Origin of the sequence: Rhizobium sp. Leaf341 (genome assembly GCF_001424325.1) — a bacterium.
Taxonomy (GTDB): domain Bacteria; phylum Pseudomonadota; class Alphaproteobacteria; order Rhizobiales; family Rhizobiaceae; genus Ferranicluibacter.
Genome location: NZ_LMPE01000005.1, coordinates 424,743 through 447,342, shown reverse-complemented (window position 1 = coordinate 447,342; position 22,600 = coordinate 424,743). Strand labels below are relative to the sequence as shown.

The window sequence follows — 22,600 nt, the reverse complement described above, 5'->3', positions numbered from 1 at the left end:
ACCAAGAAAACATCCTGTTATCTCTCCGTGATCTCGGCGTCTGCGCGCGTGCCGATGACAGGAGACGTCGTTCTGCACACGCGATGGTTCTCGCCGCGGCGATTGCAGGGCACTGTCCTGAAATGCGAAACGCACCGGAGACGGGGTCTCCGGTGCGTTTCGCATCGATCAATCAGGGATGACTTACTTCGTGGCGATTTCGATGCCCGAGCCGCCGCCGAGGGCAACGTTGAGGGCGACGTAATTGGCCGCGAGACTGCGAATGGCAGACGCGAGCTGGATGCGGCTATCAGACAGCGTACGTTCGGCGTCGAGGACGTCGAGCAGCGAGGTTGCGCCGCCGCGGTAGCTTTCACGTGCAAGGCCGAGCGCCTGTTCCGAGGATGCGACCACGCGGCGAAGGGCCGAGACGGTCTCATAGTTCTTGCGCAACGCGATCATCGCGTTCTCGACTTCCTCGATGCCGTTGAGCACGGTCTGCTTCCACGCGAGGTACTGTTCCTGCGCAGCGGAGCGCTGCGCTTCGACGTTGGCGCGCAGGCGGCCACCGTTAAAGATCGGAACGTCGAGCGTCGGGCCGAAGGACCAGCTCGTCAGGTTGCCGGTCACGGTGTTGCCGAACGTGCGGCCGGCATTGATCGAGCCGCTGAGCGAGAGGCTCGGATAGAGCTGCGCTTCGGCAACGCCGATATCTGCGGTCGCAGCGGCCAGCTGGCGCTCGGCGACGCGGATGTCGGGACGATTGCGCACGAGATCGGCGGGAACGCCGACCTTGGTGTTGAACTTCGGCCATGGTTGAGCCCGGCCGCGCATCAGATCGGCGGTCACCGAGGTCGCGGGAAGACCGAGAAGTGTGGCGATGTGGTTGGCAGCCTGATGGAAGCCGGTCTCGTAAGCCGGAAGTTCGGCAAGCGTCGAATTCACGAGACCTTCGGCCTGCACGACGTCGAGGCTCGATGCGGCGCCGGCGCTGCGGATATCGTTGGTCAGTTTCAATGTCTCGCGCCGCGAGGACAGGCTCAGCCGGGCGAGCGCCAGGGCTTCCTGATTGTAGCGGGCGTCGATGTAGGACGTCACGAGATCGGAGAGATAGGCGAGACGGGCCACATTGATGTTGTTGTACGCGGCGTCGAGCGAAGCGTTGGCGCTTTCGCGAGCACGTCGATACTGGCCGAAGAGATCAAGCAGCCAGGAGGCGCCAAGACCGCTGTCGAGCGACTTGGTTTCGGTGTGGTTGATGCCGGAGGTCTTGCGAAGATAGGAGCCGTCGGAGCCTTGCACGTTGCCGGAAGCGCTGCCGTTCAGCGCGGGGAGGGCGTCGGCGCTGGCGATCACGACGTTTGCACGCGCCTGCACGATGCGCTCGATCGACTGCTGAACGTCCAGGTTCTGGTTCATGCCCTGTGCGACGAGGCTGTCGAGCTTCTTGTCGCGAAAACTCTGCCACCAGGGGTTCAGGGTGACGTTCGCAGCAGGGGTATCGGCCTTGGAAAACTTGGCGGGCAGGTTGTCAGCGGGCGTCTGGTAATCCGGACCCACCACGCAGCCGGACAGCAGGAGCATGCTCATGGGAAGGAGCGCTTGAGCAATCTTCATAAAGGTCCCCATCCGGCAGGTGATGCGCCGGTAACGAATGATTCACATCTGGTCTTTAGCATGTTCACCACCCGAAGCGAGGAAACAATCCCAAAGCTGAGGGCCTTCCGCATTATTGTGCGCCAGTGTTCCCCGCATGCCACGCTCGGCCGTCTTTCTGCGCACGCGCATCAACGGCATATCGTGCGGGCCTTTTGGCCAAATCTCTGATTTCAAAGACGAAAGAGCGCCTGTCTCATTCCGCGACACACGCGGAGACATCGTTATCCCAATTCCCCGTTCGGCCGTTGTCCGAAGGGCGGTGGCGGCCCTTCAGCCGGTTCTGGCCTGTCAGCGGCGTGTCGGACTGGGCTTTGCTCGCGGACCTTCGAGGAGAGCGGCAGCATCCCTGCCCGGGCATCCTGGACGAGGATTGGGCGCCGATCAGAGATCGTCGGTCGTCGGCGCGCTTGTGTCGATCATCGAGACGAGGGTCTCCAGACGGTCGGCATCACGCGGCAACTTATCGGTGCGCAGGCGGGAGATCCGCGGAAACCGCATGGCAACGCCCGATTTGTGGCGGGAGGAGAAAGCAATGCCTTCGAACGCCACCTCGACCACAAATCCCTGATCGGGTTCCGCCCGCACGGAGCGCACCGGGCCGAACCGCTCGATCGTGTTGTTGCGAACGTAGCGGTCGAGCACTTCGAGTTCGGCATCGGTAAAGCCGAAATAGGCCTTGCCCACGGGGACGAGGAGGTCGCCCTTGTCGCCGTGTGTCCAGACGCCGAAGGTGAAGTCCGAATAATAGCTCGACCGCTTGCCGTGACCCCGCTGGGCGTACATCAGGACGGCGTCGATGTTGTAGGGCTCGCGCTTCCACTTGAACCAGGGGCCCTTCATTCGTCCCGGCGTGTAAGGCGAATCGCGACGCTTCAGCATGATCCCCTCGATCACGGGATCCGGCGGCGCGGTCCGCAACCGGTCGAGCTCCTCCCAGGACGAGAACGGGACGAGCGGAGACAGGTCAAAATGGAGCGGCGGTGTGGTGGCGATCAGTTTCGTAAGCGCCTCTCGTCTGACGTCGAAGGGCTCCGGGCGCATGTCGCGCGGTCCGTCGAACAGCAGGTCGTAACCGCGCAGGAAGGCGGGGTACTCTTCGATCGTCTTGCGCGTGACCGCCTTGCGGTTGAGGCGCTGCTGCAAGTCGGAAAAGCTGCGTGTCGCCTGGTTGGAGCGGAGCGTACCCCCGACCAAGAGCTCGCCGTCGATGACCCCCTCGAAATCGACCGCTTCGAGGATATCCGGGAAAGCGCCGGAGATATCGTCGCCGCTGCGGGAATAGAGCCGACGCGTGCCGGAGAGATTTGCAAGCTGGACACGAATGCCATCCCATTTCCATTCTGCCACGAAATCGGCGGGGTCGAGGTTGTCGAGATCCTTGTCGCCAACAGGGGTCGCCAGCATGACGGAGTGAAAGACCGCCGGCATGGTCAGTTCCGGGCGACCGGAATGACCGTCAAGCCAGGCGAACAGCTCGACATAAGGCGGCAGCAGGCCGTGCCAGAGGGTTTCGATCTCGGTGACATCGACCGCGCCCATCTCGCCCAGCGCCTGCTTGACGAGGCGCGACGAGACGCCGATGCGCATGGAGCCGGTGATGAGCTTCAGAAACGCGAAGCGGCTCGAGCCATCGAGGCGGTCGAGCAACGAGCGCACGAGACTGCGCACGTCCGCGCGCCCCACGGACTGCAGCTTTTCGACGATCGATCCGAGCGAGAGATCGCCGATTTCGGCCTCATCCGGCTCGCAGCCTTCCCAGACGAGCGAGATGGTCTCAGCAAGATCGCCCACATAGTCATAGGAATACTGGAAGAGCACCGGGTCCATCCGCTCCAGCATCAGCTGCCGGAGTACGTTGGGCTTCACGACCGATAGCGTCAGTGTTCCCGCAAGCGCCGCGAGCGCGTAACCGCGATCCGGATCGGGTGCCGTGCGGAAGTAGTCGGTCAGGAGCCGGATCTTCGCGTTGCGGGAGGGGGTGAGGACGAGACGGTCCAAGAGTTCGGCGAAATCTCGCATCATTCGCCCTCGTCGTCATAGCCGACCAGGTGCAGCGGCCGGGCCTTGATGCCCTCCAGCTCGCACCAGCGGACCAGCGCTTCTTCACGCCCGTGGGTCACCCACACCTGCCCGGGGCGGATTTCACGAATGGTATCGGTGAGTTCCGCCCAATCGCAGTGGTCGGAGATGATGATCGGCAGCTCGACCCCGCGCTGCTTGGCCCGCTGGCGCACGAGCATCCAGCCCGAAGCAAAGATCGGAATCGGATCCGGAAAGCGGCGCGCCCATTTGTCGGCAAAAGCCGAAGGGGGCCCGATGACCACGGCACCGGCAAATGCCGGCTTTTCCTTTGCGGTCACGGTTGCCGGACGGAGTTCGCCGAGCGGGATACCCTTGGAGAGATAGTAGTCACAGAGCTTGACGAGCGCGCCATGGATATAGATCGGCTCATGGTAGCCCGCTTCGCGCAGCAGCATGATGACGCGCTGGGCCTTGCCGAGTGCGTAGGCGCCGACCAGATGGGCGCGTTCCGGAAACTGGCGCAGCGAGGTCAGCAATTTTCCGACCTCGTCGGCATCCGGTGGATGGTGGAAGACGGGCAGGCCGAACGTCGCTTCCGTGATGAAGACATCGCAGGGCACCGGCTCGAAGGGAAGACATGTCGGGTCGCGGCGACGCTTGTAGTCGCCGGAAACGACGATCTTCGTCCCGCCGCGGCTGACGGCGATTTGCGCGGAGCCGAGAACATGACCTGCCGGATGGAAGCTCACGGTCACATCGCCGATCGTCATCGTTTCCCGCAGCGCCGCTTCCTGCGGCTGGCGGCAGAAATCGGCGCCGTAGCGGATCGCCATGATCTCCAGGGTCTCCCGCGTCGCCAGCACCTCGCCGTGGCCGGATCGGGCGTGGTCTGCGTGACCATGGGTGATCAGGGCCTTGTCGACCGGATGCACCGGATCGATGTAAAAGCCGCCCGCTTCGCAGAACAGGCCCTTGGGCGTGGGGTAGAGCAGGGTTTCCGGTTTCATGATTCTGTAGATAGCCGCACCGGAGCCGGCCGCCAGAGAGGCGACCAGGATTCTTTGTGGTGCGGCGATCTCGGACTAGACGCGCGACAGCGTCTCGGTGATCAGCGCCATGACGGCGTCGGCATCGATATCCGTGCACACGGTCTGGCTCGGCAACCCGTCCCAGGGGCTTGGCGGGAAGGAGCGGCCGTCGGCCTTCTGAATGGTCTGTCCATCCGCAATGCCGCCGCAGACAACGCGGATCGCACCGGTGCGCGTGGTGAAAAGCTCTGGCGCCACGACGTAGACGCAGGCGCAGCTGTCATGCACGACCATGCCGTCGTCCACGATGTGGGCGTAGAAATCGATGTAGAAGTCGGAAATGTCGGCCAGCAGCTTTGCCCGTGGACTGGCTGTCGCGATGGTGGCCAGGGCTGAGCGGGTCATGACCGTCTTCATCGTCACGTCGAGGCCGATCGCGATGACGGGCCAGGCAGCGCCCATCACGATGTCGGCGGCTTCAGGGTCGCCATGGATGTTGGCTTCGGCCGCCGGCGTGATGTTGCCAGCGACATCAAAGGCGCCGCCCATGATGACGACCGCCTTGACCAGGGACACGATCCCGGGATCTTCCGCCAGCGCCCGGGCAAGATTGGTCATGCGCCCGACAGCGACGAGCGTGACCTCGCCGGGATGAGCGCGCACCGTGTCGATGATGAAGCGGTGTGCAGGGCGCGCATCCGGCTCCCCCTCGACCGTATCCGGCACACCGATATTGCCGAGACCGTCATGGCCGTGGATCATCACGGGCCAGCCGACATGGGCGCGCGCGGGGTCGATCGTCTCTCCCACGCCCTTGGCGACCGGTGCTGGAATCTGCCAGGCCTTCTTCAGGAACAGAGCGTTGCGGGTCGTCGTCTCGATGGAGGCATTGCCGAAGATCGTGGTGATGCCCACGAGATCGATGTCAGGGTGCTGGTGCAGGAAAAGCAGCGCCATGGCGTCGTCCACGCCCGGATCGGTATCGAAGATGACTTTGTGCATGGTGCTTCCTCAGGTCGTCTTGCCGCGCTGGAAGCGGCGGATGCTGAATGGCGCGAGCGTCGGCTGCTCGCCCTTGTCGAAGAGGTCCGCGACGAGCCGGCCGGTGGTGGCCGACAGCGTCAGGCCGAGATGGCCGTGGCCGAAGGCCAGTGCGATGCGCGGATCATCAGGGCTGAGGCCGATCACGGGCAGACTGTCGGGCGTGGAGGGGCGGCGGCCCATCCACTCCGTGCCGCCGGTCTCCGGCAGAGACGGTACGTAGCGGCGCATCTTCGTGCGCATGGCTTTGGCGCGGGCGAAGTTTGCAGGCGCATCCGGCCTTGCCAGTTCCACGGCGCCGCCGACCCGCAGCGCGTTGTCGAACGGGGTGGCGCAGAAACCGTGCTCGGAGAAGAAGATCGGCATGGGCAGCGTCACCTTCGGATCGGCGAAGGTCGTGTTGTAGCCGCGTTCCGTTTCGAGAGACACGCGCAACCCGAGGCCGCGCACGAGATCGCGCGACCAGACCCCTGCGGCGATCACAGCCTTGTCGAAGAGGTGCCGTGCGCCGGACGACGTGGTGAGCGTGATGCCATCCGAGCCCGGACGCAGCGTGGCGATGCCCGCCTCGACAAAGGTCGCCCGGGCGCGCAGTTGCGCCTGAAGGTCGCGCAGAAAGGTCTCCGGGTGGCGGAAGGTGTGGTAGCCGGCCGAGAAGATGCCGCCGGCAAGCGCGCCTTCGAGCGCGGGTATGCGCGCGCGCACCTCGGCAGGGCTCAGGCGCTCGATGGAAAAGCCGAGAAGCCTTGCCGTTTCGCTCTCATGCCGGAACGCTGTGTCGAGCGACGTCTGGGCGTCGAAGATCGTCATGGCGCCGGTGTGCTGCACGGGATCCACGAGGGCGGCCATGCCCGCCAGATCACGGTGATCGTCGAGCACCGTCCGCATCAGGCCGAGCAAGGCCGTGCGGGTGCGGGCGGCATGTGCCGGGCGGGCCGAACGCAGGAAGGCGATCAGCCATGGCGTGAGAGCCGGAAGGTCGCTCCACCGCAGGGTCAGCGGACCCAGCGGATCGGCAAGCCAGCGTGGAGCGGACAAAAGCATGTCCGGCCGCGCGATCGGATCGATCTCGGGAATGGCCATGATGCCGGCATTGCCGACCGAAGCGGGAAGTCCGGCGGCATCCTGCTCGAAGACCGTCACGTCGTGGCCCCGCGCGATCAGGTGGAGTGCCGTTGCACAACCGATGATACCGCCGCCCACAATGCCGATCCGTGCCATGCCGTGCTGTCCGATGCTCTTGGATTTCGTTCGAGACCCCGGACGGGTCGCACTGCCGGTCCGGCAGACGTCCTTGTCCTTAGCCACGGTCATGCGCCATCCGGCCCGTGTCAATCAAGGGGGAAGACAGGGCGGGCATGGTTTTTCGTGCGGCATCGCCGGGCCGCCGCGCGGGGCCGATTAAAGCTTCCTCAACCCCGTTCGTTTACGGTCCGGGCAGGATGTCTGCCGCTGGCAGACCGTTTGGAGCGCGGGATTGGGTATGGAGCGGCTGAGGTGAAAGGCATTTCCCTGAAAGTCCGGCTTTCCAAGAAGCGCCTTCTTGGCGCCGCGGCCTGTCTCGTGGTCATCGGCGGCGGCGCGGCATATGTCTTGAAGAGTGGCCTCCTGTCGGATGCCGTGGACGAGGCGACGTCGTCCCAGCCCTCCGGTGTCGCCTGCACCACGACCGATTTCATCAAGCTCAATCGCGGCGGCCAGCGCTGGCTGCGCAAATATGTCCGGACGGACAGCGTTGACGGCATCGAGCGCGTGCGCACCGCGCTTCGCGTCGCCGGCGTGCTGGCAAAGGCGGAAAAGGCGGATCTCTATCAGGTCGTCGTGCTCGATCGTGCGGGTCCCGAGGGTCGGGCCAATCTTCGCGGCGCGGCCATCGGGGCCGAGGTGCTGTTTGCGCCGGACCCGACGAAGCTTCCGGACATGGCGCAGCCGTTTATCGCCCGCTACGTCGATGGCAGGGCCAACCCTGTCGGACTGTTCTATGGCGAGCGCAAAACGCTCTCCCCCGACGACATTCGGGCAGCCCTGACCGAAATGACCGACCGCACCGATTGCGAAACGCTGGTGGCCGATTCGGCAGCGCCCGTCGAAGGCGATACGGTCGGAGCGCATGGCAAGCCTGCCGCGCATGGCCAAAGTGCGGGCGAGAGTGCGGGCCAAGGTGCGGGCGAGGGTCACGGCGAACCGGTCGAGGGGCACGGCGCGGCAGCTGACGCCCATGGAGAGGCGGCGGAAGGTCACGAAGCGCCAGCTGCGTCCGGACATGATGCGCCGGATGGCGAGCACGCCGATGGGAAGCCCGCCGATGGGGAGCCCGCCGATGGAGAGCTCGCCGGGCAGCCGGAACCTCAGACACAGGGTGGATGGGTCTCCACCATCACGGCCTGGATCCCGGGCATGGGTGGCAAGGCCGAAGCGGTGCACGGCGCGCCCCAGGAAGCACCGGGCCAGGCTCAACCGGGCATGCTGTCCACCGTCCTGCAACTCATCCCGGGCATGGGTCCCGCCGCGACGGCAGACACGGCCGCAACATCCGACCATGGAACAGCTGACCATGAAACGCCCGAGCAGGCTGTGACCGTCCCGGAGACGGGGCACGAGGCAGCGCATACGGAAGCGGCGGCAGGCAGCCCCGGTGGAGAGGATGCAGCGCACGGGACGCCGGCAGCTTCACAGGATATGTCGAGCCCGACACCCCGAGGGCCTGACACGCAGGAAGCGGCTGGACCGCATGCCGTGACGCCGGAGGAAACCGGCGCCACGCATTGATGGCGACGATCGCCGAGACGGTGTGTCTCAGTCCGCCTTGCGGCGCGCCGGAAAGAGGATGACGTCGCGGATCGACGGCGCGTTGGTCAGCAGCATGACGAGACGATCGACGCCGATGCCGAGACCGCCTGCGGGCGGCATGCCCTGGTCGATCGCGTCCAGGAAGTCGTCGTCCAGCTGCTTTTCCTTCTCGCCGCGGGCATGGGCCTGCTCCAGCTGCTCCACCATGCGGCGGCGCTGCTCTTCGGGATCGTTGAGCTCGGAAAACGCGTTGCCGACTTCCCAGGCGTTGCAATAGGTCTCGAAACGTTCGACCAGGCGCGGCTCGCCGGGCACTTCCTTGGCAAAGGGCGAGATGTCCTTCGGGAAATGCGTGACATGGCTCGGCTGCACAAGCGTGCCTTCGACCTTCTCTTCAAAGATGAAGGCGAGGCATTCACCCCAGGTCCAATCCTTTTCGACCTCGAAGCCGGCTGCCTTGGCGGCGGCGCGCGCTTCCTCGTCCGTCTTGATGGCCAGGAAGTCGATGCCGGTCACGTCCTTCACCGCGTCCGGCATGGGAACGCGCTTGAACGGACCTGCAAATGACAGCGTCTTGTCGCCGAAGGTCACGTCAGTCGAGCCGTGGATCGCCATGGCCAGCGAGGAGAACAGGCGCTCCACGAGGTCCATGATGTCCTCGTAGTCGGCGTAGGCCCAGTAGCACTCCATCATGGTGAATTCCGGATTGTGCCGGGTGGAGACGCCTTCGTTGCGAAAGTTGCGGTTGATTTCGAAAACCTTGTCCGACAGGCCGGACACCAGCGTGCGCTTCAGGAACAGTTCCGGCGCAATGCGCAGGTACATGTCGAGCTTCAGCGTGTTGTGATGCGTCTTGAAGGGTTCGGCGGTGGCCCCGCCATAGACGGAATGCAGCATGGGGGTCTCGACCTCCATGAAGCCGTCTTCCTCCATGAAGCGGCGAATGCCGGATATGATACGGGCGCGCTGCTGGAAGCGGAGCTTGCTGTCCTCGTTCGTGAGAATGTCGAGATGCCGCTTGCGATAGCGCAGCTCGATGTCGGAGAGGCCGTGCCACTTCTCCGGCATGGGCAGGAGCGCCTTGGTGAGCATGGTGATCTCCTGCGCGTTGATCGTCAGCTCGCCGCGCTTCGTGCGGCGCACGACGCCGGTAACGCCGATGATGTCGCCAATATCGACCATCGGCAGAAGCGCGCGCGCGTCCTCGGGGGTCGTGTCCTTGTGCGAGAAGATCTGGATCTTGCCGGAGGCATCGCGGATGTCCATGAACATGCCGGAATTGCGCGACGAGAAGACGCGACCGGCGACCGTGACCACATCCTCGGTCACGACGTCCGGCTCCAGCGCTTCATACGCGTCCGCCAGGGCGCCGTTCGTGATCGTCCGGTGGAAATGCGCGGGGTAGACGTCGCCGATCTGCTCGCGCAGAAGCTTCAGCTTCTGGGCGCGGACCTCGGTGACATCGGAGGAAAGGGCGGTTTCGAGCTTTTCGGTCATGGTTGCCTGTCCTGTGGCGGCGCAGCCGCGCAATGATTTGATCTGCAGTGGTTCTGCTGGAGCGCGCCCCTTACCCTGCTCCTCCTTCCGCTTGCGCGGCGAGGAGCATGCCCCACGGCAACCCAGAGGTCCTTAGCCCCGCGCGCGGGGAGAAGGTGCCGTCAGGCGGATGAGGGACGGCCACGCTTCAGGCCTTACTTCCCGGCGTTGGCCGCCATCGCCGCAACCACCTGTCCTGCAACTTTCAAGCGCTGCCGCACGACGGAGCGGCCGAGAATGGCCATGCTGTCGAACAGCGGCAGCGAGCGCGACGAGCCGGAGATGGCGATGAAGAGCGGCGCCAGCACCACCTTCAGCTTCTTGCCCATGCGGTCGGCGCTGGCGCGCAGTTCGGCTTCCACCGACTCCGCGTTCCATTCCACGATGGTCTCGAGGTCCGGCTGCACGGTCTTGAAGATGTCGACCAACTCCTCCGGCGGCGTCTTCACCTTGGCGAAGGACGACGCGTCGAGCCCGAGATCGGCCTTCAGCAAGAAGCCCGCGAGGTCGGGCAGGTCGCCGAGCTTGGAGATGCGCGACTGAGAAAGGCGCAGGCCCTCCTTGATCCGGTCGTTCTCCAAGGCCCAGGACAGCACGCGGCCAATGAATTCCTCTTCCGAAATTCCTTCGCGCAGCCAGCGGCCGTTCAGCCAGTCGAGCTTCTGGACGTCGAAGATCGCGCCGGCCTTCGACAGATTCTCCGGATCGAAATGCTCGGTCAGCTGCGCCATGGTCAGCATCTCCTCGCCTTCGGCGATCTGGATGAAGAACAGGCCGAGGAAGTTCATCAGCGCTTCCGGCAGGTAGCCGAGCGCGGAGTAGTAGGAAATGGATGTCGGGTTCTTGCGCTTGGAGAGCTTCGACTTGTCGGCATTGCGCATCAGCGAAAGATGCATGAACACCGGCGGCTCGAGGCCGAGATAGCGGTAGAGCAGAATATGCTTGGGAACCGAAGACAGCCATTCCTCGCCGCGCGCCACATGGGTGATGCGCATGAGATGGTCGTCCACCACGTTCGCCATGTGGTAGGTCGGCATGCCGTCTGCCTTCAGCAGAACCTGCATATCGACGGCATCCCACGGAATCTCCACGGGTCCGTAGACGCCGTCGACGAAGGCGCAGACACCTTCGGTCGGGATCTTCATGCGCACCACATGGGGCTCGCCGCCGTCCACGCGCCGCGTTACTTCCTCGGCGCTGAGGTGCAGGCAAAGTCCGTCATATTTCGGCGGTTTGCCGGCAGCGCGCTGCGCCTCGCGCATTTCGGCAAGACGTTCGGATGTGCAGAAGCAGCGGAAGCCGTGACCGGCGTCGACGATCTTCTCGACGTAGGGCTTGTAGATGTCTTTGCGGTCCGACTGGCGATAGGGGCCATAGGGTCCGCCGATATCGGGACCCTCCGCCCATTCGAGGCCGCACCACTTCAGGGCGTCGAGCACCTTGGCTTCAAATTCCGGAGTCGAGCGCGTGGCGTCGGTGTCCTCGATCCGCAGGATGAAGGTGCCGTTGTTCTTCTTGGCGAAGAGGTAGTTGAACAGCGCGATATAGGCCGTGCCGACATGCGGTTCGCCGGTGGGGGAGGGGGCGATGCGCACCCGGACTGGTGTGTCTGTCATGATCTCGGCCTGTTCACGTACTGCGGGCGTTTCCAGGCAAGCGCCGCCGCACTGGCCCAGTCATTCGAGGGCGGAGACACGCGACCAAGCGCCTCGTGCGGCGCGGCCGGGTCTTCAATCGCGGGCGTGAGACCATATTCCCCGCCGCGCGTCAAGGCGGCGGCCATGTCCGGCGGGCTTTCAACGAGGCAAGGGCCCAACAGAGTCTGCCGGGCCCTTGCCTTTAGATCATCCACAGCATCCGGGCGATCAATGGTGCGTCGGCACCACGCCGGCCTTGGCCGCGCGTTCCCGCTCCCGCTTGCGACGCGAGAACATGTTGAGCGCCTCGACGCCGGCCGAGAACGCCATGGCGGCATAGATGTAGCCTTTGGGGACGTGGACGCCGAAGCCCTCGACGATCAGCGTGCCGCCGATCATCAGCAGGAAGGCGAGCGCCAGCATGACGATCGTCGGGTTCTTCTCGATGAAATTGGCGAGCGGGGTGGCAGCGAGCAGCATGACCGTCACGGCGGTGATGACGGCAATGAACATGATCGGCACGTGCGGCGTCATGCCGACGGCGGTGATGATGCTGTCGATCGAGAAGACGAGGTCGAGCACGAGGATCTGGCCGATCGCCGCCCCGAAGGTGATCTTGACGACGTTTTTCCCGGCGCCGACAAGATCTTCCTTGTGGTCTTCCGTATCGACCGAATGGTGGATCTCCTTCGTGGCCTTCCAGACGAGGAAGATGCCGCCGGCGATCAGGATCAGGTCCTTGCCGGAGAAGCCCATGCCTGCGACCGTGAAGAGGTCGGAGTCGAGCTTGACGATCCAGGCGATGGCGAAGAGCAGGCCGAGGCGCATGATGAGCGCAAGGCCGATGCCGATCTTGCGGGCTTTGTCGCGATTTTCAGGCGGCAGCTTGTTCGTCAGAATGGAGATGAAGATCAGGTTGTCGATGCCGAGAACGACTTCCATGACAACAAGCGTGATCAGCGCGATCCAGGCGGCCGGGTCTTGCATGAGCAACAGCAGATCCTGCATCAGGGCGGGTCCTTCCTCGATAGGGTGGCCTCAGCGAGAGGCGCGTAGGGGCCTGCCCAAGGCAGGTGTCAGGGCCACCCATGTAACGAGATTTCGGCATGCGGCAAGTCGCCCGCGGCACGCGAACGCGGTCTCGCCATCACGTTACATCACTTTTTCGCGATATAAAATTTGAGGAACATTGCAATTGCGGACCGGACGGTCCGGTCGATCTCGTCGGCATCGGGAGGGACAGGCAGCCAGCCGAACAGCCGGCGCTTGAAAAGGCCCGGCATGCAGAGCTCGATAAACTGGCGCGCTGCGAGATCCGTATCCTCAATCTCGAGCAGTCCCTCTGCGATCTTGCTTTCCAGATAGGCGCGCAGGATCGAATAGCCGTTTTCCGGCGAAGCCGAAAAGAAGCGATGGCTGAGATCGGGCATGCGCTCGCTGACGTTGAGCACCATCTTCATGCCGCGAACGGTCGTGTCCGAGCACAGGTGGGTGACGAACGTTACGCCGAAGTCCCGGAGAACCGCATCGACGGGTCCATGGTTGGTCTGCATGACATGCTTCATGCTGGCCACGACCTTGGCACGCTCGCGCTCGATCATGGCCGCGAAAAGATCTTCCTTTCCGTCGAAGTAGACATAGATGGTGCCCTTGGACACACCGGCTTCCCGGGTGATGTCGTTCATGCTTGCAGCATCGAAACCGACGGCCATGAAAATGCGCTTTGCTCCATCAATGATCTGCTCGCGCTTGACCGGGTCCTCGCCTGCCGCGCGCCGTCCGTTGGTGCCTGCATCCGCGGAAGCAAGGTCGGCTCTCGCCTGCAACGTCGTCACGGCGGGCGTGTCGCCCTCCACGGGCGCCATCGAAGCGTCGGCTCGCTGCAGCGCAGGCATCGCATTCTCCCTTCATTAACTTTTCGAACCGAGCGGTTCGATTTCACTTGATATGCGCGATGGACTTGCCTATGTCAAATCGAACCGAACGGTTCAGTTCAATTATTTGGTTTTCAGGGACGTCGACCATGGCAGGCACCAGCAAGATATCGGCAGCGCATGTGCGACCGGTCGATCAGGATTACGACACGGCAAAGGATGCACCGAAGGCGCGGAGCGATGAAGCTCCAGCCGCCGTCGCCCCGATTGCCGCACCTGCGCCGGATGCGCCGGAAAAGCAGCCGAAGCGGCGTCGGTTCGTCGTGCCGATTATCGGCCTCGCCGTGCTCGGAGCTGCCGGCTGGTTCGGCTATGAATATTGGACCAACGGCCGCTTCATGATCTCGACAGACGACGCCTATATCGAAGGCGACCTGACATCGATCGCGCCGAAGGTTTCCGGTTATGTGGAAACGGTGAACGTCGTCGCCAACCAGCGGGTCAAGGCGGGCGATCCCCTCGTTACGCTCGACAACGGCGACTACCGGATCGCCGCCGATCAGGCTCAGGCGCAGATCGATACGGAAAAACTGTCTCTTGCGCGGTTCGATGCGCAGATCGCCGGTGCCCAGGCGAGTCTGATGCAGGCCCGAGCGCAAAAGACCGCCTTGGAAGCGACCGTTCGCGGGGCCGAGATCACGCAGAAGCGTGCCAGTGACCTCCAGTCGAAGGCCGTGGGTTCGGTCGCTTCCCTCGACAGTGCCAATGTGGCGCTCGACCAGGCCCGCGCGAACGTGCTGGCCGCGGATGCGACCATCGCCGCCGCCGCCGCGAACGTCTCGGTGCTTCAGGCTCAGCGCGCCGAAGCCGAGAGCACGATCCGCTCTCTGGAACTGTCGCGCGACAAGGCCCAGCGCGACCTCGGATTTACGGTGCTCAAGGCCCCCTATGACGGGGTCGTTGGCAATCTCGCGGTTCAGGATGGCGACCTCGTTTCCGCCGGACAGCGTCTTGCCGCGCTCGTGCCGGTCAACAAGCTCTATATCGACGCGAACTTCAAGGAGACGCAGATCGCCGGTCTGGTGCCGGGCTCGAAGGTCAAGGTGCATGTGGATGCCTATGACGACAAGCCGATCGAGGCGACCGTCCAGTCCATCGCGCCGGCCTCCGGATCGGTCTTTTCTCTGCTGCCGCCGGAGAACGCGACCGGCAATTTCACGAAGGTCATCCAGCGCGTGCCGGTGCGCATCGCTCTGCCGCAGGACGTGCTCGACAGCGGGCGCCTCCAGGCTGGCCTCAGTGTCGTCGTCGAGGTCGACACGCGCACGGCTCCGCAGACGACGGATACGGGCAGCCCGCGCTGACCTGTCTGTGCCCGCGGTGACACGCTGAGGCTTTCCACCTCCGGGCGACAGCTGCGCCGCCCGGAATGCTGTCTTTCTGACGATATCGGGCGCTCTGAAATCCGTTGGTGATTTCCGCGCCCGCACGGGAGCAAGCCCATGGCTGCGAGTGCAACTGCCACCGCCGGCGGACGGCCGGGTGCGATGACGGGCGGGTCGCCAGCCCGTCCCGGTGGGGCGGGGTCCGGTGCCAGGACGGGCGCGGAAGAGAAGATGGATCCACGGCGGCTCATCGCTTTCTTCGCGATGGTCGTCGGCATGTTCATGTCGATCCTCGACATCCAGATCGTTTCCGCGTCGCTTGCCGAAATTCAGGCCGGCATTTCCGCCGGTTCCGACGAGATCGGCTGGGTCCAGACGGCCTATCTCATCGCCGAAGTGATCATGATTCCGCTTTCAGGAACACTGGCGCGCATCGTTTCCACGCGCGTGCTGTTTGCCTGCTCGGCTGCCGGCTTCACGATGGCCAGCGCCTTGGCGGCGACCGCAACCAACATCGACCAGATGATCATCTACCGCGCGCTGCAGGGGTTCATCGGCGGCGGCATGATTCCATCCGTCTTTGCGGCGGCCTTCACCATCTTCCCGCCGTCCAAGCGCAACATCGTCTCGCCCATCATCGGTCTTATCGCAACGCTGGCGCCCACCATCGGCCCGACGGTCGGCGGCTATCTCAGCCATGCGTTTTCCTGGCACTGGCTGTTTCTCGTCAACATTCCGCCCGGGATCGTGGTGGCCATCGTCACCTGGAACTACATCGATTTCGACAAGCCTGAGCTCAGCCTCGTCAAGAAGTTCGACTGGTGGGGGCTTCTCTCCATGGGCGTCTTTCTTGGCTGCCTGGAATACGTGCTGGAGGAGGGCAACACGAATGACTGGTTCAGCGATGGCCACATCGTGCTGGGAGCCGTTGCCTGCGTCGTCGCGGCCGTCGTGTTTTTCTACCGTGTGTTCACGGTCGATTTTCCGGTCGTGGATCTGCGCGCCTTCACGAACCGGAACTTCGCCTTCGGTTCGCTCTTCTCGTTCATCATGGGGATCGGGCTCTACGGGCTGACCTACCTCTACCCGCTCTATCTCGGGCAGATCCGCCATTATGATTCGCTGATGATCGGCGAGACCATGTTCGTTTCCGGCGTTGCCATGTTCTGCACGGCGCCTGTCGCCGGCATTCTTTCAGGCAAGTTCGATCCGCGCGTGCTGATGGTGATCGGCTTTGCGTCGTTTTCGAGCGGCACCTACATCATGACGAACATCACGACGGACTGGGATTTCTACGAACTCCTGGTGCCGCAGATCCTGCGCGGCTTCGGCATGATGATGTGCATGGTGCCGATCAACAATGTGGCGCTCGGCACGCTGGCGCCCGACAGGATCCGCGGTGCGTCCGGCGTCTTCAACCTGACGCGAAATCTCGGTGGCGCCGTGGGTCTGGCCGCGATCAACACGATTCTCACGCGACGGCAGGACGTGCACTACGCCCAGCTTTCCGAGCATGTGACGTGGAGCAACCCGGAGGCGATGTCTCAGCTGAACCAGATCGCCGGCAACTACAATGCCCATGGAATGGACGGCACGACCATCGCCATGAAGCAGCTGGCCGGCATCGTCCAGCGGCAGGCATCCATCCTGTCCTTTGCGGATATCTTCGTCTTGCTGACCTGCCTTTTCGGCGCGCTCATCTTCTGCGTCCTCGTGATCCAGAAGCCGAAGCCGGTGGCGCCAAGTGCTGGCGGTGGCCACTGAACACTCCGTCTTCGCCCTGATCGACGCCGCCGCAAGGCGGCGTTTTTCGCTTTCGAGAGCTGACACCGGAATTTCTGATTTACGTACATCAAGATTTCCTCTAGATCTCGTATCCGGAGGAAACATGCGACCGACCGTTCATGATATCGCTGCAGAAGCGGGCGTCAGCCTTGCGACGGTTGATCGGGTTCTCAACCGCCGGCCGGGCGTCAAGGATGCGACGCGGCTGCGGGTCGAGGCGGCCATCGCGGCGATCGGGTTCGTTCGCGACATGGCCGCTGCAAACCTCGCCAAGAGCCGGGTCTATCCCTTCACCTTCATTCTTCCGGCGGGCGACAACTCGTTCATGCGCGGTCTCGAGCGGCATGTGCGCGAGGCCATGGCGCGGCCCGCAGCCGATCGCGTCGCGATCTCTCTCGTCGTCGTCCCGCCGTTCGACGGTGCCGCCGTTGCCCGTGCGCTCGACGCAGCCAAGGTGCAGGACCCTGCGGGTATCGCCGTCGTGGCTGTGGATGCGCCCGAAGTCATGGACGCCGCGTTGCGCGTGCAGGCCTCCGGCATTCCGCTGGTGACGCTGGTGTCCGATCTCGGAGCGTCCTGTCGCGATCATTTCGCCGGAATCGACAACCATGCTGCAGGGCGCACCGCCGGCAGCCTGATGCGACGCTTCGTCGGCCGCGTGCCCTCTGCGACAGAGACGATCGCAGTGCTGGCCGGCTCCATGCTGGTCCGCGACCATCGGGACAGGCTCGAGGGCTTCAGGTCCGCATTGTCGGAAACCTGCACACTGCTGCCTGTGCTCGAGGGTCAGGACGATCCCGCGGCGACCGAACGCCTGATCGCAGATCTCTTGGCCCGACATCCCGATGTCGCCGGGATCTACAGTCTCGGCGCGGGAAATCGGGGTCTCATCGCGGCGCTTCAGCGGCATTCGGGACCGCGACCTCGCGCTGTCATCGCCCACGAACTGACGCCGCACACGCGCGCCGCCCTCGAAGCCGATCTCATCGATGCCGTGCTCAACCAGGATGCCGGCCATGAGGTGCGCAGCGCGATCCGCGTTCTCAAGGCCAAGGCGGATGGCATTCCTGCCGTCGAAGCGCAGGAACGCATCCGCATCGATATCTTTCTCAAGGACAACCTCCCTTTCCCGGACGAGGCGGACGGCAAGGTGCTTCGCCCCTCGGGGTCGGGAAGCGGCGAAAACTAGGAGCATTTCATGTATCTCGGCATCGATCTCGGCACATCCGGCGTCAAGGCGCTGCTCATCGACGGCGATCAGCGCATCGTCGGTTCGGCGACAGGTGCCTGCGATGTGCTGCGCCCCCATCCCGGCTGGTCCGAGCAGGATCCGGCCGACTGGATCCGGGCCACGCAGGAGGCGATTTCCGGGCTGAAGGCGTCGCATCCTGCAGAGCTTGCGGCCGTGCGCGGAATCGGCCTCTCCGGTCATATGCACGGCGCAACGCTGCTCGACGATCGCGACAGCGTGTTGCGACCCTGCATCCTGTGGAACGATACGCGGTCCCATGCGGAAGCGGCGGCGCTCGATGCCGATCCGCAGTTCCGCGCCATCACCGGCAACATCGTCTTTCCCGGTTTCACCGCGCCGAAGCTTGCCTGGGTTGCCAAGCATGAACCGGAAGTCTTTGCCAAGGTGCGCTGGGTGCTGCTGCCCAAAGACTATCTGCGCCTGTGGTTGACCGGCGAGCATATGTCCGAAATGTCGGACTCCGCCGGTACGTCCTGGCTCGATACGGGCAAGCGCGCGTGGTCGGAAAGTCTGCTGGCGGCGACGGGTCTCAGCGAGCGGCAGATGCCGTCGCTGGTCGAGGGCACGGCGCCTGCCGGCACGCTCAAGTCCGAACTCGCGTCCAGCTGGGGCATGGGTGCCGGGGTCGTGGTGGCCGGCGGTGCCGGCGACAACGCGGCGTCCGCCTGCGGCATGGGCACGATCGGCGAAGGTCAGGCCTTCGTCTCGCTTGGCACGTCGGGCGTGCTGTTTGCGGCCAATGGGCGCTATCTGCCCAATCCGGAGAGCGCGGTCCACGCCTTCTGCCATGCGCTGCCGGATACGTGGCACCAGATGGGCGTCATCCTGTCGGCCACCGACGCGCTCAACTGGCATGCGGGCGTTACCGGCCGCAGCGCCTCGGACCTGACGGGGGAACTGGGTGACACGCTGCAGGCTCCGACGGGCGTCACCTTCCTTCCCTATCTCTCGGGCGAGCGTACGCCCCACAACGACGCGACCATCCGCGGCGCCTTCATCGGTCTTGGCCACGAAAGCAGTCGGGCCGTCTTGACCCAGGCGGTGCTGGAGGGCGTATCCTTTGCCATCCGCGACAGCCTTGAGGCTCTGAAAAGCGCAGGCACGCAGCTGCATCGGGTGACGGCGATCGGCGGCGGCTCACGGTCGGCCATCTGGCTTTCCTCGATCGCGACGGCTCTCGGCCTGCCGGTCGATGTGCCTGCCGATGGCGATTTCGGCGCAGCCTTCGGGGCAGCCCGTCTCGGTCTGGTCGCAGCCACAGGTGCCGATCCTCTTTCCGTCTTCACGCCGCCGAAGACCGCCCGGACGATCGAGCCCGTCGCCGCGCTCCGCGAAGCTTACGAAGATGCCTATCAGCGCTACGGCCGGCTCTATCCCGCCATCCGCGCCGCCTACTGATCCCCCTGACATCGACACATGGAGAAGACATCATGAGCACAGGTTATTTCAAGGATATTCAGAAGATCCGCTTCGAAGGGCCTGACAGCGCCAACCCGCTGGCCTTCCGCCACTATGATCCGAACGAAATGGTCATGGGCAAGCGGATGGAGGACCACCTGCGTTTCGCCGTTGCCTACTGGCATACCTTCGTCTGGCCGGGTGGTGATCCCTTCGGCGGGCAGACCTTCGAACGTCCCTGGTTCGAGGACAGCATGAAGGCCGCCAAGCTCAAGGCCGACGTCGCGTTCGAATTCTTCGATCTGCTGGGTGTTCCCTATTATTGCTTCCACGATGCCGACGTTCGTCCGGAGGGCAAGACCTTCGCGGAAAACACCAGGAACCTGAACGAGATCGTTGATTACTTTGCCGGCAAACAGCAGGAAACCGGCGTCAAGCTTCTCTGGGGCACGGCCAACCTCTTCTCGCATCGCCGCTACATGTCGGGTGCGGCCACCAATCCGGATCCGGACGTGTTTGCCTTTGCCGCCGCGACGGTAAAGACGTGCATGGACGCCACCGTCAAGCTCGGCGGAGAGAACTATGTCCTCTGGGGCGGTCGCGAAGGCTATGAGACGCTTCTCAATACCAACCTGAAGCAGGAACTCGACCAGCTGGGACGTTTCGTCAACATGGTGGTGGAGTACAAGCACAAGATCGGCTTCAAGGGGGCGATCCTGATCGAGCCGAAGCCGCAGGAGCCGACCAAGCACCAGTACGACTACGATGTCGCGACCGTCTACGGCTTCCTGAAATCCTACGGCCTGGAGAACGAGGTCAAGCTGAACATCGAGCAGGGCCACGCCATTCTCGCTGGCCACTCCTTCGAGCACGAGCTTGCGCTGGCCAACGCGCTCGGCCTGTTCGGCTCGATCGACATGAACCGCAACGACTACCAGTCCGGATGGGATACCGATCAGTTCCCCAACAACGTGCCGGAAATGGCGCTGGCCTACTATCAGGTTCTGGCAGGCGGCGGCTTCACCACGGGCGGCACCAACTTCGACGCCAAGCTGCGTCGTCAGTCGCTCGATGCGGAAGACCTGCTCATCGGTCATATCGGCGGGATGGATTGCTGTGCGCGTGGTCTGAAGGCCGCGGCCAAGATGATCGAGGACAAGGCGCTGTCCGGTCCGCTCGACGAGCGCTATGCCGGGTGGAGCACGGAAGAGGGGCGCAAGCGTCTGACATCCATGTCGCTCGAAGATCTCGCAGCCCACGTGGAAGCGACCGATCTCAATCCGCAGCCGCGCTCGGGTCGGCAGGAATATCTGGAGAACGTCGTCAACCGCTACGTCTGAGGCGTATCCGGCACGACGCGTGCTGTCCGGCATCGGCGCGTTCGCGAAAGCGGGCGCGCCGATGCCTTTTTTGCGGATGCGCATCGCGTACGCAGGTAAATTGTACTTTAACAAGATCTTAGGAACATCGAACACCTCTTCGTGATTGTGTCGACAAAGCTGCTTTACGTACCTCAAAATTTACGCTAGCTTCGATTTCGGAGGAGATTTCAGCGTGATTTCGACAGCACCTTTCGGCGTCTGCGGGGGAGATCCGTCTGTACGCTCAAATGCCTATTTGCGCTTGCGCAGCTGCTGTCGTTGCACGGCGGCGCGCGCCTTGTTGATGCGGAGCGCTGCATGAGCACTGTTGCCCCGTCGGCGTCACCCGTCCTGCAGACGAGCGGACTGTCCAAGACGTTCGGGATCGTCGAAGTCCTGAAAGGCATCGATCTTTCGATCGAGGGGGGCAAGGTCCATGCGATCATCGGCGAGAACGGCGCCGGCAAGTCGACGCTGATGAAGCTGATTGCCGGCAATCTTCCACCGACACGCGGGCAGATCCTGATCGACGGTCAACCGGTCGCACTGGCCGGGCCCGTCGATGCGGAAAGCCGCGGCATCGTGCTGGTGCACCAGGAAATCCTGCTCGCGCCCGATCTGACCGTCGCCCAGAACATCTATCTCGGCCGTGAGGTTGTCCGGGGACTGACGCTGGACGACAAGGCCATGAACGAGGGCGCGCGCGAGGCGGTTCGCGCACTGGGCGCCAATATCGATCCGCGCACGATCGTTTCCCGGTTGTCGATCGCGCAGCGGCAACTTGTGCAGATTGCTCGTGTGCTGCTGGTTCCGCATCGCGTCGTCATCTTCGATGAACCGACCGCGTCCCTCACGCCGCACGAAACAGCGGCGCTGCTGCAGGTGATCCGGCATATCCGTGCCCGTGGCGTGGCGGTTCTCTATATCTCGCACCGCTTGCCGGAGGTGAAGGACATCGCCGACACGGTCACCGTGCTGCGCGACGGCCGGACGATCGCGACGCACGCGGCTTCCACGCTTCAGCCTGCCGACATGGCGCGGCTCATGGTCGGCCGCGATGTCGCCAAGCTCTATCCCGACCGTGTGTCGGTGGCATCCCGGGAAACGGTGCTCGAGGTGTCCGGTTTGTCCGTGCCCGGCTATGCCGCGGACGCGACGTTCAAGCTGGGCAAGGGCGAGATCCTGGGTTTTGCCGGTCTCGTCGGGGCAGGGCGCACGGAGCTGATGGAGGGGATGGTCGGTCTTCGTCCTGCGCATGGCACGATCATGCTGCACGGCCGCCCGGTTCATTTTCGCGACGTGCATGCGAGCCTCAAGGCCGGCATTGTCTATCTCTCGGAAGATCGCAAGGGCAAGGGCCTGCTGCTCGCCAAGGATCTGCGGGTCAACCTGACGCTCGCCTCGCTCGGTCGCGTCGTGCGCGGCCTGCAGGTCGATCGCAGGAAGGAAGATGCCGCGCTCGATACGGCGATCCGGGATTTCGACATTCGCACCGGGCGCAAGGATCTGCTCGCCGGCCAGCTTTCCGGCGGCAACCAGCAGAAGCTGCTGATTGCCAAGATGATGATGCTGGATCCGCAGATTGTCATCATCGACGAGCCGACACGCGGTATCGATATCGGGACGAAGGAACAGATTTACGCCTTCATCGCGCGTCTGGCCGAAGAGGGCCGGTCGATCATCGTGGTTTCCTCGGAGATGCCGGAGCTGATCGGCATCTGCGACAGGATCGTCGTGATGCGATCGGGGCGCATCGTCGGCGAAGTCGCAGGCGAGACGATGACGGAAGACGATATCGTCGTGCTGGCCACGGGTGTATCCGGGGGCGTTTCTGGGGAGGCCGCGTGACGCGG

The 22,600-nt window shown here is 63.8% G+C and carries 16 protein-coding genes; 7 read left to right on the top strand and 9 right to left on the bottom strand.

Annotated features, from left to right (window positions below):
- Window positions 1–183 precede the first annotated feature (183 nt).
- The 5 genes from ASG03_RS09230 to ASG03_RS09210 form a co-directional block, all read right to left on the bottom strand.
- Window positions 184–1,596: an efflux transporter outer membrane subunit gene (locus tag ASG03_RS09230; RefSeq protein WP_062475442.1), complete on the bottom strand. Its 1,413-nt coding sequence runs from the start codon at window positions 1,594–1,596 to the stop codon at window positions 184–186.
- Window positions 1,597–2,019: 423 nt separating this feature from the next.
- Window positions 2,020–3,657, bottom strand: coding sequence for a cisplatin damage response ATP-dependent DNA ligase (locus ASG03_RS09225; protein WP_062693441.1), 1,638 nt, complete (start codon window positions 3,655–3,657; stop codon window positions 2,020–2,022).
- Window positions 3,657–4,667 carry a ligase-associated DNA damage response exonuclease gene (locus ASG03_RS09220; RefSeq protein ID WP_062475439.1) on the bottom strand — a complete coding sequence of 337 codons (1,011 nt, stop codon included), beginning with the start codon at window positions 4,665–4,667 and terminating at the stop codon, window positions 3,657–3,659. The genes ASG03_RS09225 and ASG03_RS09220 overlap by 1 nt, the downstream gene beginning before the upstream one ends.
- A 75-nt stretch (window positions 4,668–4,742) precedes the next feature.
- Window positions 4,743–5,690 (bottom strand): nucleoside hydrolase, encoded by a 948-nt coding sequence (locus ASG03_RS09215; protein WP_062693349.1) that lies wholly within the window; start codon window positions 5,688–5,690, stop codon window positions 4,743–4,745.
- Between the two features lie 9 nt (window positions 5,691–5,699).
- On the bottom strand, window positions 5,700–7,043 hold the full coding sequence (locus tag ASG03_RS09210; RefSeq protein WP_244475207.1) for an NAD(P)/FAD-dependent oxidoreductase: 1,344 nt from the start codon (window positions 7,041–7,043) through the stop codon (window positions 5,700–5,702).
- 183 nt (window positions 7,044–7,226) lie between these two features.
- Here ASG03_RS09210 and ASG03_RS09205 point away from each other — a divergent pair, with 183 nt between their 5' ends.
- A complete protein-coding gene (locus tag ASG03_RS09205) occupies window positions 7,227–8,498 on the top strand; it encodes a hypothetical protein (RefSeq protein ID WP_062693347.1) in 1,272 nt (423 codons plus the stop codon).
- A gap of 27 nt (window positions 8,499–8,525) precedes the next feature.
- Here the strand turns inward: ASG03_RS09205 and lysS are convergent, their stop codons facing one another.
- From lysS to ASG03_RS09185, 4 genes are all read right to left on the bottom strand, one after another.
- Complete coding sequence (gene lysS / locus ASG03_RS09200) at window positions 8,526–10,016, bottom strand: lysine--tRNA ligase (RefSeq protein WP_062693346.1); 1,491 nt, start codon at window positions 10,014–10,016, stop codon at window positions 8,526–8,528.
- Window positions 10,017–10,210: 194 nt separating this feature from the next.
- On the bottom strand, window positions 10,211–11,671 hold the full coding sequence (gene gltX / locus ASG03_RS09195) for a glutamate--tRNA ligase (protein WP_062693345.1): 1,461 nt from the start codon (window positions 11,669–11,671) through the stop codon (window positions 10,211–10,213).
- A gap of 249 nt (window positions 11,672–11,920) precedes the next feature.
- Window positions 11,921–12,700 (bottom strand): TerC family protein, encoded by a 780-nt coding sequence (locus tag ASG03_RS09190; RefSeq protein ID WP_062693344.1) that lies wholly within the window; start codon window positions 12,698–12,700, stop codon window positions 11,921–11,923.
- A 149-nt stretch (window positions 12,701–12,849) separates the two neighbouring features.
- On the bottom strand, window positions 12,850–13,587 hold the full coding sequence (locus tag ASG03_RS09185; protein ID WP_244475206.1) for a TetR/AcrR family transcriptional regulator: 738 nt from the start codon (window positions 13,585–13,587) through the stop codon (window positions 12,850–12,852).
- Between the two features lie 128 nt (window positions 13,588–13,715).
- Here ASG03_RS09185 and ASG03_RS09180 point away from each other — a divergent pair, with 128 nt between their 5' ends.
- The 6 genes from ASG03_RS09180 (at window position 13,716) to ASG03_RS09155 (ending at window position 22,595) form a co-directional block, all read left to right on the top strand.
- A complete protein-coding gene (locus tag ASG03_RS09180; RefSeq protein WP_062693343.1) occupies window positions 13,716–14,930 on the top strand; it encodes an HlyD family secretion protein in 1,215 nt (404 codons plus the stop codon).
- Window positions 14,931–15,068: 138 nt separating this feature from the next.
- The gene (locus ASG03_RS09175) at window positions 15,069–16,715 is read left to right on the top strand and encodes a DHA2 family efflux MFS transporter permease subunit (RefSeq protein WP_062475417.1); all 1,647 of its coding nucleotides are present in this window, start codon (window positions 15,069–15,071) and stop codon (window positions 16,713–16,715) included.
- Between the two features lie 124 nt (window positions 16,716–16,839).
- Window positions 16,840–17,925, top strand: coding sequence for a LacI family DNA-binding transcriptional regulator (locus tag ASG03_RS09170; RefSeq protein ID WP_062693342.1), 1,086 nt, complete (start codon window positions 16,840–16,842; stop codon window positions 17,923–17,925).
- 9 nt (window positions 17,926–17,934) lie between these two features.
- Window positions 17,935–19,386, top strand: a complete 1,452-nt coding sequence (xylB, locus tag ASG03_RS09165) for a xylulokinase (RefSeq protein ID WP_062693341.1) — start codon at window positions 17,935–17,937, stop codon at window positions 19,384–19,386.
- A gap of 32 nt (window positions 19,387–19,418) precedes the next feature.
- Window positions 19,419–20,726: a xylose isomerase gene (xylA, locus tag ASG03_RS09160; RefSeq protein ID WP_062475404.1), complete on the top strand. Its 1,308-nt coding sequence runs from the start codon at window positions 19,419–19,421 to the stop codon at window positions 20,724–20,726.
- Between the two features lie 339 nt (window positions 20,727–21,065).
- Complete coding sequence (locus ASG03_RS09155) at window positions 21,066–22,595, top strand: sugar ABC transporter ATP-binding protein (protein WP_062693340.1); 1,530 nt, start codon at window positions 21,066–21,068, stop codon at window positions 22,593–22,595.
- Window positions 22,596–22,600: the final 5 nt, after the last annotated feature.